This is a genomic window from Pengzhenrongella sicca (assembly GCF_017569225.1).
In the GTDB taxonomy this organism is placed as follows: Bacteria; Actinomycetota; Actinomycetes; order Actinomycetales; family Cellulomonadaceae; genus Pengzhenrongella; species Pengzhenrongella sicca.
This window is the reverse complement of the sequence record NZ_CP071868.1, coordinates 88,986-104,192: the sequence shown is the minus strand read 5'-3', so window position 1 is coordinate 104,192 and position 15,207 is coordinate 88,986. Positions and strand designations below refer to the sequence as shown.

General features: G+C 73.6%; 14 protein-coding genes. 9 read left to right on the top strand and 5 right to left on the bottom strand.

The window, feature by feature from the left end; genetic code table 11:
- Positions 1-26: 26 nt before the first annotated feature.
- The 5 genes from J4E96_RS00440 to J4E96_RS00420 all read left to right on the top strand — a co-directional run bounded on the left by J4E96_RS00440 (position 27) and on the right by J4E96_RS00420 (position 7,153).
- Complete coding sequence (locus tag J4E96_RS00440) at positions 27-983, top strand: FKBP-type peptidyl-prolyl cis-trans isomerase (protein ID WP_227423869.1); 957 nt, start codon at positions 27-29, stop codon at positions 981-983.
- Positions 984-1,048: 65 nt separating this feature from the next.
- Complete coding sequence (locus J4E96_RS00435) at positions 1,049-2,023, top strand: PfkB family carbohydrate kinase (protein ID WP_227423868.1); 975 nt, start codon at positions 1,049-1,051, stop codon at positions 2,021-2,023.
- Positions 2,024-2,180: 157 nt separating this feature from the next.
- A complete protein-coding gene (locus tag J4E96_RS00430; protein ID WP_227423867.1) occupies positions 2,181-3,959 on the top strand; it encodes a S8 family peptidase in 1,779 nt (592 codons plus the stop codon).
- A 143-nt stretch (positions 3,960-4,102) separates the two neighbouring features.
- Positions 4,103-6,184 carry an elongation factor G gene (locus tag J4E96_RS00425; RefSeq protein ID WP_227423866.1) on the top strand — a complete coding sequence of 694 codons (2,082 nt, stop codon included), beginning with the start codon at positions 4,103-4,105 and terminating at the stop codon, positions 6,182-6,184.
- A gap of 144 nt (positions 6,185-6,328) precedes the next feature.
- On the top strand, positions 6,329-7,153 hold the full coding sequence (locus J4E96_RS00420; RefSeq protein WP_406620442.1) for an aldo/keto reductase: 825 nt from the start codon (positions 6,329-6,331) through the stop codon (positions 7,151-7,153).
- 58 nt (positions 7,154-7,211) lie between these two features.
- Here J4E96_RS00420 and J4E96_RS00415 read toward each other — a convergent pair whose 3' ends face one another.
- The 4 genes from J4E96_RS00415 to J4E96_RS00400 form a co-directional block, all read right to left on the bottom strand.
- Entirely contained in the window at positions 7,212-8,123 is a 912-nt protein-coding gene (locus J4E96_RS00415) for a S1C family serine protease (RefSeq protein WP_227423864.1), read from the bottom strand.
- Between the two features lie 72 nt (positions 8,124-8,195).
- Positions 8,196-8,582 (bottom strand): MerR family transcriptional regulator, encoded by a 387-nt coding sequence (locus J4E96_RS00410; protein WP_227423863.1) that lies wholly within the window; start codon positions 8,580-8,582, stop codon positions 8,196-8,198.
- A gap of 50 nt (positions 8,583-8,632) precedes the next feature.
- On the bottom strand, positions 8,633-9,673 hold the full coding sequence (locus tag J4E96_RS00405; RefSeq protein WP_227423862.1) for an aldo/keto reductase: 1,041 nt from the start codon (positions 9,671-9,673) through the stop codon (positions 8,633-8,635).
- A gap of 90 nt (positions 9,674-9,763) precedes the next feature.
- Entirely contained in the window at positions 9,764-10,249 is a 486-nt protein-coding gene (locus tag J4E96_RS00400) for a GNAT family N-acetyltransferase (protein ID WP_227423861.1), read from the bottom strand.
- Between the two features lie 68 nt (positions 10,250-10,317).
- On the opposite strand from J4E96_RS00400, the gene J4E96_RS00395 reads away from it, so the two are divergent.
- A complete protein-coding gene (locus tag J4E96_RS00395) occupies positions 10,318-10,938 on the top strand; it encodes an L-threonylcarbamoyladenylate synthase (protein WP_227423860.1) in 621 nt (206 codons plus the stop codon).
- A gap of 165 nt (positions 10,939-11,103) precedes the next feature.
- On the opposite strand, the gene J4E96_RS00390 is transcribed toward J4E96_RS00395, so the two are convergent.
- Positions 11,104-12,510, bottom strand: a complete 1,407-nt coding sequence (locus J4E96_RS00390; protein ID WP_227423859.1) for a sensor domain-containing protein — start codon at positions 12,508-12,510, stop codon at positions 11,104-11,106.
- Positions 12,511-12,803: 293 nt separating this feature from the next.
- Between J4E96_RS00390 and J4E96_RS00385 the strand changes: the two genes are divergently transcribed.
- Genes J4E96_RS00385 through J4E96_RS00375 form a run of 3 tightly spaced genes read left to right on the top strand, consistent with a single transcriptional unit; the run spans position 12,804 to position 15,198 of the window.
- Entirely contained in the window at positions 12,804-14,570 is a 1,767-nt protein-coding gene (locus J4E96_RS00385; protein ID WP_406620441.1) for an AAA family ATPase, read from the top strand.
- Positions 14,571-14,620: 50 nt separating this feature from the next.
- The gene (locus tag J4E96_RS00380) at positions 14,621-14,860 is read left to right on the top strand and encodes a ribbon-helix-helix protein, CopG family (protein ID WP_227423857.1); all 240 of its coding nucleotides are present in this window, start codon (positions 14,621-14,623) and stop codon (positions 14,858-14,860) included.
- Positions 14,857-15,198: a type II toxin-antitoxin system PemK/MazF family toxin gene (locus tag J4E96_RS00375; protein WP_227423856.1), complete on the top strand. Its 342-nt coding sequence runs from the start codon at positions 14,857-14,859 to the stop codon at positions 15,196-15,198. Before J4E96_RS00380 ends, J4E96_RS00375 begins: the two co-directional genes overlap by 4 nt.
- Positions 15,199-15,207 lie beyond the last annotated feature (9 nt).

Here is a 15,207-nt window from a genome sequence, read left to right as displayed (position 1 = left end):
TCTTGCGTCGATCTACTCGTGTCACGGTGGCTGCCTCCGTGGTCTCGCTCCTGCTGTTCGGCTCGCTCGCGGCGTGCTCCGGCGACTCCGACGGCACGGCCTCGCCGAGCGCGTCGAGCGACACCGAGGACGCGGCCGCGTCCGAGGAGCCGACGGCGGCCGACGTCGCAGCGCTCGAGGGCGTCGAGGTCGCGGGCGACGCGGGCGCCGAGCCGACGCTGACGTTCACGCAGCCGCTCACGGTCTCCGTGCCGACGGCGCGGGTCACGAGCGAGGGCACCGGCGCCGATCTCGCCGAGGGCCAGATCCTCACCATGAACTACATCGCGGTCTCCGGCGCCGACGGCTCGACCCAGGGCACAACCTACGGCGCCGCGGCGGACCACATCACGCTCGGGGACGCCTCCCTCATCACCGCGCTGAACACCGTCCTGACGGGCCAGAAGGTCGGCACCCGGATCCTGCTCGCGATCCCCGGCACGGCCGCGACGGCGGATGCCGCCGAGACCCCCACGACCGTCATGGCCGTCGAGGTCTCCGCAGCGAAGGACATCCCCAACCGCGCCGAGGGCGAGGCCGTCGCCCCCGTGGCCGGCCTGCCGACCGTCGCGCTCGGCGACGACGGCGCGCCGACGATCACCGCGGCCACCGGCGAGGCGCCGACCGCGCTCGTCGTGCAGCCGCTCATCAAGGGCGCCGGCGCCGCGGTCACCGCTGGTCAGACCGTGACGTTCCAGTACACCGGCGCACTGTGGGACGGGACGGTGTTCGACTCGTCCTGGGAGAACGGCGCCCCGTTCACGACCTCGATCGGCACCGGGGCGGTCATCCCGGGCTGGGACGAGGGCCTCGTCGGGCAGACGGTCGGCAGCCAGGTGCTGCTCGTCGTCCCGCCGGACAAGGGCTACGGCGAGACCGAGCAGGGCTCCATCCCGGCCAACTCGACGCTCGTGTTCGTGGTGGACATCCTCGACGCAAGCTGATTCGCTGCCGGTGATCCGGCAGGCTTGACCCGGCAGGCTCGGCCGGCAGCACGGAAGGGGTCGCGGTGGTCGACGACGACGAGAGTGGCGCACGGCGCCCGCTCGGGGTCTTCGTCGGCCTCGCGACCCTCGACGTCGTGCACCGCGTCGAGCGCCCGCCGGGCGCGAACGAGAAGGTCACGGCGCTGCGCCAGGACGTCGCGGCGGGTGGCCCGGCGGCCAACGCGGCGGTGACCTTCGCTGCCCTCGGCGGCCGGGCCCGACTGGTCACGGCGCTGGGCACCGACCCGGTCGCCCGCGTGATCCGCGCCGAGCTCGAGGCGCGCGGGGTCGAGGTGGTCGACGTGACGCCGGACGCGACGACGCCGCCCGCCATCTCCGCCGTGGCCGTGACGGACGCGACGGGCGACCGCGCCGTCGTCTCGCGCGACGCCGCCGCGCACGACGTCGCCGGACCCCCCGACCTCGCCCGGCACCTCGCCGGAGCCGACGTCGTGCTGCTCGACGGTCACCACGCGCGCCTGGCCGCGGCGGCCGTCGCGGTCGCCGCGGCCGCACCGGCCGGCGACGCGCCCCTGGTCGTGCTCGACGCCGGGCGTTGGCGCCCGGCCATGGCCCGGCTCCTGCGTGCCGTCGACGTCGCCGTCTGCTCCGCCGACTTCCGCGCGCCCGGGACGACCGACGTCCCCGCGAGCGCGATCGCGCTGCTCGAGGCCGGCGTCGGCAGCGTGGCCACGACGCACGGCGGTGACGCGGTGCAGTGGTGGCGGCCGACGGCGGCCGGCCCGGCCGCGCACGGGTCGATCCCGGTCCCGCGCATCGCGGCCGTCGACACGCTCGGGGCGGGCGACGTGTTCCACGGCGCGTTCGCCTGGTTCGTCATCCAGCGCCCGGTCGACGACGAGGGCGCCGACCTGCGCCGCGCGCTCGACGCCGCCGCCCGCGTGGCGGCGCTGCGCTGCACGATCGCCGGACCGCGGGCCTGGCTCGACGTGCTGACCTCGGGCTCGTTCAGCGCCGGGTTCGCCACCGGGGCCTGAAATCCCCCGAACGACCCGAAACCATTCGCAATCGGACTCCCGTCAAACCGCCCATCGTGGGTGATCTACGGCACACTGGCTCAGGTCTACGGGGCAGGAGGGATCGGCCGCGGCCGCCCGCCTGACCTACTCCATCGAGCCTATGGAGCACAACGCAATGGTCAGAACTCGCAGATCGGTCGCACTCGTGGGCATCGCCGCGCTCGCGGCCGCCCTCGTCAGCACCTCGACCGCGGCCCAGGCCACCCCCGGCGCGGCGGCAGGCGCAGCCGCCGACGCGACCGACACCTCGACCTACGTCGTCCTCGCCGACGACGCCGCCGCCGTCGACGGCGCGATCGCGGCGGTGCAGGCGGCCGGCGGGACGGTCGACCGGGTCAACCGCGCGATCGGGCTCGTCACGGCGGCGTCGTCCGCCGAGTCCTTCGCCGCGACGGTCTCGGCGGAGCCCGCGGTCGCGGGCGTCGCGCGCGACCGGCCGGTCGGCTCGGCGCCGCAGGACGTCGCGGCCAGCCGGGACGCCGTCGAGAAGGAGGGCCGCAACCCCGACGCCGCCGCGCGCAGCTCCGCCCTGCTGCGCACCGACGGCCGCAGCCCGGGTCACGGCCCGGGCAAGGGCCCCGGGAAGGGGCACGGCCCGGTCACCCCCGAGCCGCTCGCCGGGTACCAGTGGGACATGAAGATGATCGGGGCGACCGCCACCGGTTCGTACGTCAAGCAGCCCGGCCGCAAGGATGTCCTGGTCGGGGTGATCGACACGGGCATCGACGGCAGCCACCCTGACATCGCCCCGAACTTCAACAGCGCGCTGAGCCGCAACTTCACCACCGACATCGAGCTCATCGACGGCCCCTGCGCCGAGGAGGCCGACCAGTCCTGCGAGGACGCGGCCGACGTCGACGAGGACGGCCACGGCACGCACGTCGCCGGCACGATCGCCGCGCCGATCAACGGCCTCGGCATGGCCGGCGTCGCGCCGAACGTGTCGCTGGTCAACCTGCGCGCCGGCCAGGACTCGGGCTACTTCTTTCTCGCCGCGACGGTCGACGCGCTGACGTACGCCGGCGACAACGGGATCGACGTCGTCAACATGAGCTTCTACATCGACCCGTGGCTGTTCAACTGCCGCGCGAACCCGGCCGACTCAGCCGCGGAGCAGCTCGAGCAGGCGACCATCATCGACGCGACCCAGCGGGCGCTCGACTACGCGCGGGGCCACGGAGTCACCCTGATCTCGGCGCTCGGCAACGACAACACCGACCTCGGCCTGGCGGTCAAGACGGACGAGAGCAGCCCGGACTTCCCGCCCGGCACCGAGAAGACGCGGACCGTGACCAACGACTGCCTCGACATGCCGACCGAGGCGAACGGGGTCATCTCCGTCTCGTCGGTCGGCCCGAGCGGCAAGAAGTCCGACTTCTCCAACCACGGGCTCGAGCAGAACGACATCTCCGCCCCCGGCGGGTTCTACCGCGACTACGTCGGCACGAACAAGTTCTCCACGCCGGGGAACCTGATCCTCGGGCCGTACCCGAAGGCGCTCGCGATCGCCAACGGCGAGGTCGACCCGGTCACGGGCGAGTCGCTGTCGGACTTCGTGGTCGCCGAGTGCTCGGCGGCGGGCATCGACAGCTGCGCCTACTACCAGCTGATCCAGGGCACCTCCATGGCGGCGCCGCACGCCGTCGGGGTCGCCGCGCTGATCGTCAGCAAGGACGGCAAGCGGGACCGGGTCCACGGCGGCCGCACCATGGACCCCGTCGCGGTGGAGAAGGTCCTCCGGCAGACGGCGACCGACGTCGCCTGCCCCGCGCCCGTGGTCACCTACGCGGCGGAGGGCCGCGACGCGAGCTACGACGCGCCCTGCGTGGGGAACGTGTGGAAGAACTCGATCTACGGCACGGGCATCGTCAACGCGCTGCGGGCCGTCCGCTGACGGCGGTCGAGGCCGCCTGACGCGGCGAGTGGTCCCGACGGGGTAGTGCCGACCAGGCGCTACCCCGTCGGGCGTTCGCGCCCAGTTGCAGCCGCCGGTTCACTAGCATGAGGCGCGAGGACACCTCCGACGAAGGAGACCCGATGATCGCGGCAACGACGCCCAGGATCCGCAACGTGGCCCTCGTGGGCCATAGCGGGAGCGGCAAGACCACGCTCGCCGAGGCGCTGCTGCTGCGCGCCGGCGTGATCACGCGCGCCGGCCGGGTCGAGGACGGATCGACGGTCTGCGACTTCGAGGCGGAGGAGATCAAGCACGCCATCTCGATCTCGCTCGCCGTCGCGCCCTTCGAGTGGACGGCGACCGACGGCGAGACGTACAAGGTCAACCTCATCGACACCCCCGGCTACGCCGACTTCGCGGCCGGGGTCGACGCCGCCCTGTCGGTCGCCGACCTCGCGGTGCTCGTCGTCAGCGCGGTCGACGGCGTCGAGGTGGGCACCGAGGCCGTGTGGGCGCAGTGCGTCGCGGCCGGGCTGCCGCGCATGGTGTTCGTGACCAAGGAGGACAAGGCGCGCGCGGACTTCCGGCGCGTGCTCGAGCAGCTGCGGGTGACCTTCGGGCCGGGCTTCGCGCCGCTCGAGCTGCCGTTGGGCGAGGAGGAGTCGTTCCGCGGGGTCGCGGACGTGCTCTCCGGCCGCGGCTACGCGTACGACGCGGACGGGCACCAGCACAGCGCCGGCATCCCGACGGCGGTCGAGGCGGAGGAGGAACGCCTGCACGCCGAGCTCGCGGAGGAGATCGTCGCGGGCGACGACGAGCAGCTCGAGCGCTACCTGGCCGGCGAGACCCCGAGCGCGGCCGACCTCGAGCGCGCGCTCGCCCACGAGGTGCGCGACGGCCTGGAGTTTCCCGTGCTCGTCGGCTCGGCCGCGACCGGGGTCGGGGTCGACCGGCTGGCGGACTTCATCTGCGAGATCGGGCCGTCGCCGGCCGATCGGGCCACGACCGTCCGGGTCGGCGATGCGGCGATCCCGGTGACCGCTGACCCGGCGGGCGACCCGCTCGCGTACGTGTTCCGCACCGTCGTCGACCCGTTCGTCGGCCAGGTCTGTCTGTTCAAGGTCCTGTCCGGGACGATCCGGGCCGAGGACCACCTGGTCAACACCACGACCCAGGCCGACGAGCGCCTGCACGGCCTGTTCTACCCGCGCGGCAAGGACCACCTGCCGGCCGACGTCGTCGTCGCCGGCGACATCGCGGCGGTCGCCAAGCTCGCCGCGAGCCCGACCGGCTCGGCCCTCGCGCTACGCAGCACCCCCGTGCTCGTCGCCGGCCCGGCGCCGCGCTCGACCCCCTACGGGCTGGCGCTGCGGCCGCTGACCCAGGCCGACGACGACAAGCTGTCGGGCGCGCTGGCGCGCCTGTGCGCCGAGGACCCGTCGCTCGTCGTCGAGCGCACCGCGCAGCCGTCGCAGACCGTGCTGCGCGGCATCGGCGACACGCACGTCGCCGTCGCGCTCGAGCGGCTCGCCCGCAAGTTCGGCGTCAACGTCGAGACCGAGCCGATCGCGATCGGGTTCCGCGAGACGATCGCCGGGCCGGCCGACGTCGAGGGCAAGGTCAAGAAGCAGTCCGGCGGGCACGGTCAGTACGCCGTGACGCAGCTGCGGATCAGCCCGGCCGAGCTCGGCCGGGGCAGCGAGTTCGTGGACTCCGTCGTCGGGGGCGCGATCCCCCGCAACTACATCCCCGCCGTCGAGCGCGGGGTGACCGAGGCGATGGACGCCGGCGGGCTGCACGGCTTCCCAGTCGTCGACGTGCGGGTCGAGGTCTACGACGGCAAGTACCACTCGGTCGACTCCTCCGACATGGCGTTCCGCACCGCGGGGGCGCACGGGCTGCGCGAGGCGCTCCGCACCGCCGGCACGGTCGTGCTCGAGCCGGTCGCGAGCCTCACGGTCACCGTTCCGGTCGGCTTCCAGGGCGACGTGCTCGGCGACCTCTCGGCCCGCCGGGGCCGGATCCTCAGCACGTCGGCGACCGCCGACGGCCGGCAGGTGATCGAGGCGATGGTGCCCGAGGCGGAGCTGACCCGGTACGTGCTCGAGCTGCGCTCCCTCACCGGCGGGCGCGGCGAGTTCGCGGCGACTCCGCACCACTACGCCGCCCTGCCCGCCGCGCTCGTGGCCAAGGTCACCGCGCCGCCCCTCACGACCAGCTAGCCGTCGCGCTGGCGGGTGACCCACAGTCGGCGCCGCGCGGTCTTGCCCATCCGTTGAGACACTGGAGGTCGGCGCCCGCCGCGGCCTCGCACCCGCGGCCCGACGACGCCCGCCCACACCCGCGACCGAAGGACACCAGTGCCGATCACCATTCCCACCGTCACCCTGAACAACGGCGTCGAGATCCCACAGCTCGGGTTCGGCGTCTTCCAGGTCCCCGACGCCGAGACGACCGCCGCGGTCACCACCGCGCTGCAGGTCGGCTACCGCAGCATCGACACGGCCGCCGTGTACGGCAACGAGGCGGGCACCGGCCGCGCGCTCGCCGAGTCCGAGCTCGAACGGTCCGAGCTGTTCATCACGACGAAGCTGTGGAACGCCGAGCAGGGGTATGACACCACCCTGGCCGCGTTCGACGCGAGCCTCGCCAAGCTGGGCCTCGAGTACCTCGACATGTACCTGATCCACTGGCCGTCACCGGCGCGCGACAGCTACCTCGAGACGTGGCGCGCGTTCGAGAAGCTGTACGCCGACGGTCGTGTCCGCGCGATCGGCGTCTCCAACTTCCTGCCCGAGCACCTCCAGCGGATCATCGACGCCGGCGGCACCGTGCCCGCCGTCAACCAGATCGAAGTCCACCCGGCGCTCCAGCAGCGGTCCATCCAGGACTTCAACCACGAGCACGGCATCCGGACGGAGGCCTGGAGCCCGCTCGCGAAGGGGACCGTCCTGGCCGACCCGATCATCACCTCGATCGCGGCCCGCGCCGACCGGACGCCGGCGCAGGTCGTGCTGCGCTGGCACCTGCAGCAGGACCGGATCGTCATCCCGAAGTCGGTCACGCCGGCGCGCATCGCCGAGAACCTCGACGCGATGAGCTTCGAGCTGACCGACGACGAGCTCGCGCGGATCGACTCCCTCGAGTCGGACGGCCGGACGGGCCCCGACCCGGCCACGTTCAACCGCTAGACCCGCTCGACCCCGCTCGACCCCGCTACACCCCGCTCGCGCCAGCCGGCCGACCGCGTCACGCCGCGCGGTCGGCCAGGTCGACGACCACGTCGACCAGCGCGCCGCGACGAAAGACCGTCACCGGCAGGCGCGCGCCGGGCGACGCGCCGAGCATGAGACGCTGCAGGTCCTGCGCCGACGCGACCGGGGTGTCCCCCGACGCGATCACGACGTCGCCGAGGTACAGGCCAGCGGCGGCGGCGGGGCTGCCCCGCACGACCTCCGACACGAGCAGGCCCGTGGTCCGCCCGAGCCGCTCGGCGAGCGCCGGCGGGACGGCGACGCTCACGCCGCCGACGCCGAGCCAGCCCCGGCGCACCCGCCCGGAGGCGACCAGCTCGGCCAGGATCCGGCGGGTCGTCGCGTTCACGGGCACGGCCAGGCCGAGCCCGATCCCCGCGACGGCAGTGTTGACCCCGACGACGCGCGCGCGTGCGTCGCCGAGGGCCCCGCCGCTGTTGCCGGGGTTCAGGGCCGCGTCGGTCTGGATCACGTCGTCGATCGAGTGCGCCCCGCGCGCGGTGCGCACGGGCAGCGACCGGCCAAGAGCGCTGACCACGCCGGCGGTCACCGATCCCGCGAGGCCCAGCGGGTTGCCCACCGCGACGACGAGCTGCCCGACCTGCAACGTGTCGGCGTCGCCGAGCTCGGCCGACGGCGCGATCGCGGTTCCGGTGCGCAGCACGGCGAGGTCCGAGAGCCGGTCGGCGCCGACCACGGCGAACGGCGCCTGCTCGCCGTCAGCCGCCACGACCTCGCCGCCGCGAGCACCCTCGACGACGTGCGCGCTCGTCAGCAGCAGCCCGTCAGTGGTGAAGGCGACGGCGGATCCGGCCCCGCTGCCGCCGCCGGTCCGCACCAGCACCGACAGCACGCTCGGCCGCAGCGCGGCCGCGACGCTCGTCACGATGCGCGAGTACGCATCCATCGCCTCCTCCATAGCGACCACAACGAGCGGGGACGGCCCCGCATGCCCCGAGTTCGCCGTCGGCGGACGGCGTCAGCCGGGCAGGCGGGACTCGTACAGACTGAGCTTGCGCTCGATCGCGTCGAGGTTCTCGCGGACCTCGGCGAGCTGGGCCAGCACCCGGTCCCGGTGCGCCCGGAGCAGCGCGAGCCGGTCCGCCTCGTTCCCGTCGCCGGCGCGCACGAGCGCGGCGTACTCGCGCAGCTCCCGGATCGGCATGCCCGTCGAGCGCAGCCGCGTGAGCATCCGGATCCACCTCAGGTCGGCCGCGGCGTACCGACGGTGGCCCGACGGGGACCGGTCCACGGCGTCGAGCATGAGGCCGTCGCGTTCGTAGTACCGCAGCGTGTGGGCGGTCAGCCCCGACGCGGCCGCGGCGGCGGCGATGGACAGCGGCGGGGTATCGATCGCGACGGACATCCCTGAGCCTCGCTCCCGCAGGGCGCTCGGAGTCAAGCCCCGGCGCTCGATCAGCGCCCGATCGAGCTCATGTCGCCATACCGATCGCCGACGACGGCGCTCGCCGGGATCGCGGCGTCCAGCGCGGCGAGGTCCTCGGCGCTCAGGCGCACGGCGGCCGACGCCGCGTTCTCCTCGAGGTAGGCGATGCGCTTCGTGCCCGGGATCGGGACGACGTCGTCGCCCTGGGCGAGCACCCACGCGAGCGCGAGCTGGCCGGCGGTGATCCCCTTCGCGGCGGCGAGCTCGCGGACCCGCGCGACGAGCGCGAGGTTGGCGTCGAACGCGTCGCCCTGGAACCGCGGGTTGGAGCGCCGGAAGTCGTCCGGGGCGAGCGCACTCGCCGACGTGATCGTGCCGGTGAGGAACCCGCGGCCGAGCGGCGAGTACGGCACGAGGCCGATCCCGAGCTCGCGCAGGACGGGCAGGATCTCGCCCTCGACGTCGCGGCTCCACAGCGAGTACTCGGTCTCGAGCGCGGTGATCGGGGCGGTGGCGTGGGCGCGGCGGATCGTCGCGGCGCCCGCCTCCGACAGGCCGAGGTGGCGCACCTTGCCGGCCGCGACCAGCTCGGCCATCGCCCCCACCGTGTCCTCGATCGGCACGTTCGGGTCGACGCGGTGCTGGTAGTACAGGTCGATGTGGTCGACCCCGAGGCGCTGCAGGCTCGCGTCGGCGGCCCGGCGCACGTACTCGGGCCGGCCGTTGACGCCGCGGCGGGCGCCCGAGGCGGGATCGCGGTCGATCCCGAACTTGGTCGCGAGCACGACCTCGTCGCGCCGGCCCGCGATCGCCTTGCCGACCAGCGTCTCGTTGGTGAACGGCCCATACATGTCCGCGGTGTCGAGGAACGTCACGCCGAGGTCGAGCGCGCGGCGGATCGTCGCGATCGCGTCGGTCTCGGCCGCGGAGCCCGCGGCGCTGGACTGACCGTAGAAGTCCGACATGCCCATGCAGCCGAGGCCGAGGGCGCTGACCTGCAGGGCCGTGCCGTTCGCGGCGCTGCCGAGGGTGCGGGTGGGGGTGCGGGCGTGGATCGAGGTCGTCGTCATGCAGGCGAGCCTGCGCCTTCGAGTGCGCTCGAAGTCAAGGCCGGCTGGGAGCGGCAGCCGAACCGCGCCGGGGCCGCGTCCGGCGGCGACTCAGACCAGGTCCTTGCGCATCCTGATCGAACCCGATCCGGTCGACGTCGGCTCGAAGCCGAGGGACTCGTAGAGCCCGCGGGCGGCCGCGTTGAACTCGAAGACGCGGAGTCCGATCGACCGCGCGCCCTGGTCGCGGGCGTAGGCCAGCCCGCGGAGCAAGGTCGCCCGCCCGAGCCCCTGCCCCCGCCGGCCCGGATCGATCGAGATGTCCCAGACCCACCACGCGGCCCGGTCGTTGCTGGCGTCCGGCCCGATCCACAGGTAGCCCGCGCGCTCGCCGGCGTCGTCGACCACGTCGAACACCACGTGACCGGCCGTCGGCGCGCCCGCGGGGAACCAGCGGGCGTTGCTCTCGTCCGCCGCCTGGAGGGCCTGGGCTCGGGGCTGGCCGGCCGTGACGAGGTCGGCGGCGTACTCGTCCCGGATCCGCAGGAGCCAGCCGGCGAGCCGGTCGGCATCCAGGGGGTGCAGGGTGACGGCCATATAGCCAGCCTGCCACGCGGGCGGGCGGCGACGCGGTGCGGGACCCGGACCGCGCCTAGGCTGAGCACATGGCCACGTACTTCGAGGTTCACCCGCAGGACCCGCAGCCCCGGTCGATCGCGCAGGTCGTCGCGATGCTGCGCGACGACGCGCTGATCGCCTACCCGACGGACTCCGGGTACGCGCTCGGGTGCGTCCTGGACAGCCACACCGGCGCCGATCGCATCCGCGCGATCCGGCAGCTCGACGACAAGCATCACTTCACGCTCGTGTGCGCCGACTTCGCGCAGCTCGGCCACCTGGTGCACCTCGACAACGCCCCGTTCCGGGCGATCAAGGCAAGCACGCCCGGCCCGTACACGTTCATCCTGCCCGCGACGAAGGAGGTGCCCCGCAGGCTCGCGCACCCGAAGAAGAAGACGGTCGGCGTGCGCATCCCGGACAACGCCGTCGTGCGGGCACTGCTGAAGGAGCTCGGCGAGCCGCTCCTGTCAAGCACCCTCCTGCTCCCCGGCGCCGACACCCCGATGACACAGGGCTGGCGGGTCAACGAGGAGCTCGACCACCTGCTCGACGCCGTCATCGACGCGGGCGACACCGGCTCGGAGCCGTCCACGGTGGTCGACTGGTCCGGCGGGATGCCCGAGGTCGTGCGGGTCGGCGCGGGCGACCCCGCCCGGTTCGAGTAGCAGGTCGATCAGGAGGGCGTGGGTGCGGGCGGACGGCTCGGCGAGATCATCTCTAGGCGCCAGCGCTCCCGCGCCGCGCGGCATCGGAACCCACTCGCCGGCGGCGGTCAGGACGTGGCCGTTCGCCACCTCGAGTAGCCGCGCTCGGGCCGGCACGCGGGTGGCTCAGTGCGGGAGGGTGCTCGTCGCCTCGACGAGCGCGTAGCGGTCCCGGCCCCGCTCCTTGGCCGCGTACATCGCCGAGTCGGCGGCGCGGAGCAGGCCGGAGGCGCCCGTCGCCGGGTCCTCGGTCCAGGCGACGCCGACGCTCGCCGTCAGCCGCAGCGTCACCGCGCCCGCGTCGATCGGCTCGATCAGCGCCCGCGCGATCCGCACCGCGACCTCGTCGCCGCGAGCGTTCCCGCCACCGTGGTCGCACAGCACGACGAACTCGTCTCCGCCGAGGCGCGCCACCGTGTCCGCCTGGCGGCACGCGAGCACGAGCCGCCGCGCGACCTCGACGAGCACCTGGTCGCCCACCTCGTGTCCGTACTGGTCATTGACGTCCTTGAAGTGGTCGAGGTCGACGAACAGCAGGGTGAGCCGCTGCGGGGTTCGTTCCAGGTCCGCGAGCGCGACGTGCAGCCGATCCATCAGCAGGTGCCGGTTCGCCAGCCCGGTCAGCGGGTCGTGGTTCGCCTGGTGGACGAGCGACTGCTCGGCACGGCGGATCTCGCTGATGTCACGCGCGGAGGTCAGCACGCCGACGACGTCGCCGGCCGCGTCGCGATTCGCCGACACCGTCGCGTGGAACCAGCCGCGGGCGCCGCTGCCGGCGACCAGCACCGAGAAGGTGAGCTCGGCGGGTTCCCCCTCGGCGAGCACCCGGCGCAGGACAGGCTCCCAGACGGCCAGCTCGTCCTCGGTCATCCCGATCTCGCGGTCGGTGCGGCCGATCAGCTCGTCCATCGGAGCGCCGTGCAGCGCCGTCGCGGCGGGATTGAGGTACCGATACCGCAGCGCGGTGTCATACATGGCGATCGCGTCGGAGGAGCTGTTGAGGACGTCCCGCAGCTGCGCCTCGACCAGCATCAGCCGCGCGTGGGCCGCCGCCGACGCCTGCGCCAGGTCGGCAACCTTCCGCTCGGCGAGCGCCCACCGGGTCACGTCGCGCGAGTAGCCGAACGTCCCGACGATCGTGCCGTCGGGGGCTCGCAGCGGGAACTTGCTGGTCTCGACCAGGGTTCCCTGGACGTTCGCCAACCGGTCGACCTCCCGCTTATCGATCATCGGCTCGCCGGTCGCGATGATGCGCTGCTCGTCCCTGCGGAGCTCGGCCGCGTGCGCCGCGTCGGTCAGGTCGACGTCGGTCAGCCCGATCATCTGCTCCGGCGTCCGCCCGGTCAGCTCGGCGCAGCCGCGGCTGACCCGCACGAACCGGCCATCGAGATCCTTGAAGAAGAACGTGACCTCACCGGAGGCGTCGAGCAGGTTGGCGGCGCAGACCTCGTCCAGGCTCGCAGCCGGCGGGACCGCACCCGCCCGTACCGGCGCGCCGACGGTCGCGACGGCGGCGCCCGGGTCCTGAGCCATGCTCGACCCATCGTCAGGGGCCGGGCCATTGTGAGGTCTGTCACTCACGTCATTATGAGGTCGGTCACTCACGAACCCGGCCGGGCGGTGCCGGCGGGCGAGTGACGTCGCGCTTTCACCCCGCCCGGTCCGTCCGGTTTGTCCGCTCGGTGGCTACAGTCCGTCTATCGCGCGCTCGCGGGATGCGCCGATCGCGGCGCCGGCACCACGCCCGGAGGGGAGGGCCCGTGCTGGACACCAGCCCGCTGCCGCCGCGCAACACCCGACACGACATCGCCCTCGACCGCGAGCGCATGCGCCGCCGTCGCGTGTACCGGGTCGCGGGCGTCGTGATCGCGGTCGAGGTGTACCTCATCGCGATGCCGCTCGCGGGGTACGCGCAGTTCCCGGCGCTGCCCGCGATCGACCCGCTCGTCGTGACGCCCATCGTCTTCTTCGCCGCCCTGCTCGCCCTGCTCGTCGGCTCGCAGGTCATGACGGGTCGCTCGCCGCACGTGACCTATCGGCCCGAGCAGATGGACGTCACCCTCGACGACATCATCGGCATCGACCCGATCCTCGAAGACGTGCGCCGGTCGATCGACCTGTTCCAGACGCACCGCCGGTTCGCCGACCAGATGGGCGGCACGCCGCGCCGCGGCCTGCTGTTCGAGGGTGCGCCCGGCACCGGCAAGACCATGACGGCGAAGGCCATGGCGGCGGAGGCAGGCGTCCCGTTCCTGTTCGTCTCCGCGACGTCCTTCCAGTCCATGTACTACGGCGCGACCGCCAAGAAGATACGCGCGTACTTCGTCGCCCTGCGCAAGGCGGCCCGCGCCGAGGGCGGCGCGATCGGGTTCATCGAGGAGATCGACGCGATCGGGACGCGCCGCGGCGGAGTCCTCGCCGCCGACGGGTGGAGCTCGAGCCGCGGGCCGGGCGGCGCACTGCGGCACGCCGGTCCGCCCGGGGTGATCCGGAACGCCGTCGTCAGCGAGGGCACCGGCGGGGTCGTCAACGAGCTGCTCGTGCAGATGCAGTCGTTCGACGAGCTCGCCGGGTTCGCCCGGGTGCGCAACCGGCTCGTCGCGCAGCTCAACCTGCTGCTGCCGGCGGACCGCCAGCTCGCGCTGAGCAAGCCCGTCCGGGCGCCGATCCTGCTCATCGCCGCGACCAACCGCGCGGACTCGCTGGACCCGGCCCTGCTGCGGCCCGGCCGCTTCGACCGGCTGCTCACGTTCGCGGCGCCGGACGCGCACGGCCGCCGCGCGCTCGTCGACCACTTCCTCGCCCGGCGCTCGCACGACGCCGGGCTCGACGATCCCCAGGCGCGCGGCCGCGTGGCCGCCGCGACGAATGGGTGGACGCCCGTGATGATCGAGCACCTCCTCGACGAGGGGCTGGTCAACGCGCTGCGGCGCGGCGCGGGGCAGATGTCGTTCGAGGACATCGAGCGGGCCCGCATCACCGAGATGGTCGGCATCGGCCAGCCCGTTCGCTACACGGACGCCGAGCAGCGCCTCATCGCGACGCACGAGGCGGGCCACGCCGTCGTCGCCTGGCTCGTGGCGCCCAACCGGACGCTCGAGGTGCTCACGATCGTCAAGCGCGGCTCCGCGCTCGGCCTGCTCGCGCACACCGACTGCGAGGAGGTCTACACGCAGTCGGCGTACGACCTGCGCGCGCTCGTGCAGATCGCGATGGGCGGGCTCGTGGCCGAGGAGCTCTTGGTCGGGCAGACCTCGACCGGCCCCGCGAGCGACCTCGCGGCGGCCACCCGGACCGCGGCGCAGATGGTCGGGGCCGCCGGGATGACCGGGTCGCTCGTGTCGTTCCAGGCTGCGGGCCCCACGCTTGTCGCCGCCGTCCTGAGCGACCCCGCCGGCCGCGCGCAGCTCGAGGGCGTGCTCGACGACGCGCGGGACGCCGTGCTGGGCCTGCTCGCGCGCAACCGGCACCTGGTCGAGGCGCTGCGCGACGCGCTCCTGGATCGGCACGAGCTGATCGGCACGCAGATCACGGACGTGCTCGCGGCGGCGCGCGACGCGCACGCCGTGGCGGCCGGCGGGGTCCCGACCTGACATACCACCGGTATACCCCGCCGGTAGACGCGCGGCGTAGACTTGTCGGCATGTCGGCGACAACCATCAAGATCGACTCGGCAGTGCGGGACCGCCTGACGGCACACGCGCGTAAGCGGGGGGTGAGCACGGGCAGCTTCGTCGAAGAGCTGCTCGAGGCCTGGACGCGCGAGGAGCGCTTCGCGGCGATCCGCGCGGCCATGAGCCAGACCGCACCCGAGCTCGCCGCGTCCTACCAGGAGGACCTGGTCGCACTGGATCACCTGGCGAGCGACGGCCTCCACCCGTGACGGCAGCCGCCCTGACCCGCGGAACCGTGGCATGGGCCGAGCTCGACGGACGCGGGCACGAGCAGGCAGGTCGGCGGCCGGTCCTGATCGTCGCGTCGAACGCCTATCTCGCGACCATCACCTCGCTCGCCGTCGTGTTGCCGCTGACGACGGTCGACCGTGGCTGGCCGAACCACGTGCTGATGCGAGGTCGGCACGGGCTCGACCGGCCGAGCTGGGCCATGACGGAGCAGGTGCGCACCATCTCGCGCGCCCGGATCGTCGGGGCAGCGGGCGTCGTCGACGCGGCGAGCCTGCGCGACGTCGACGTCTACCTGCGGGACTTCCTCGGGCTCTGAGCCGCGCTG

Excerpts from the sequence above, each read along its gene's own strand:
- J4E96_RS00395 (WP_227423860.1), top strand. The coding sequence starts at position 10,318 with ATGGCCACGTACTTCGAGGTTCACCCGCAGGACCCGCAGCCCCGGTCG.
- J4E96_RS00415 (WP_227423864.1), bottom strand. The coding sequence starts at position 8,123 with ATGGATGCGTACTCGCGCATCGTGACGAGCGTCGCGGCCGCGCTGCGG.
- J4E96_RS00430 (WP_227423867.1), top strand. The coding sequence starts at position 2,181 with ATGGTCAGAACTCGCAGATCGGTCGCACTCGTGGGCATCGCCGCGCTC.
- J4E96_RS00385 (WP_406620441.1), top strand. The coding sequence starts at position 12,804 with ATGCGCCGCCGTCGCGTGTACCGGGTCGCGGGCGTCGTGATCGCGGTC.
- J4E96_RS00400 (WP_227423861.1), bottom strand. The coding sequence starts at position 10,249 with ATGGCCGTCACCCTGCACCCCCTGGATGCCGACCGGCTCGCCGGCTGG.
- J4E96_RS00380 (WP_227423857.1), top strand. The coding sequence starts at position 14,621 with ATGTCGGCGACAACCATCAAGATCGACTCGGCAGTGCGGGACCGCCTG.
- J4E96_RS00410 (WP_227423863.1), bottom strand. The coding sequence starts at position 8,582 with ATGTCCGTCGCGATCGATACCCCGCCGCTGTCCATCGCCGCCGCCGCG.
- J4E96_RS00425 (WP_227423866.1), top strand. The coding sequence starts at position 4,103 with ATGATCGCGGCAACGACGCCCAGGATCCGCAACGTGGCCCTCGTGGGC.
- J4E96_RS00405 (WP_227423862.1), bottom strand. The coding sequence starts at position 9,673 with ATGACGACGACCTCGATCCACGCCCGCACCCCCACCCGCACCCTCGGC.
- J4E96_RS00390 (WP_227423859.1), bottom strand. The coding sequence starts at position 12,510 with ATGGCTCAGGACCCGGGCGCCGCCGTCGCGACCGTCGGCGCGCCGGTA.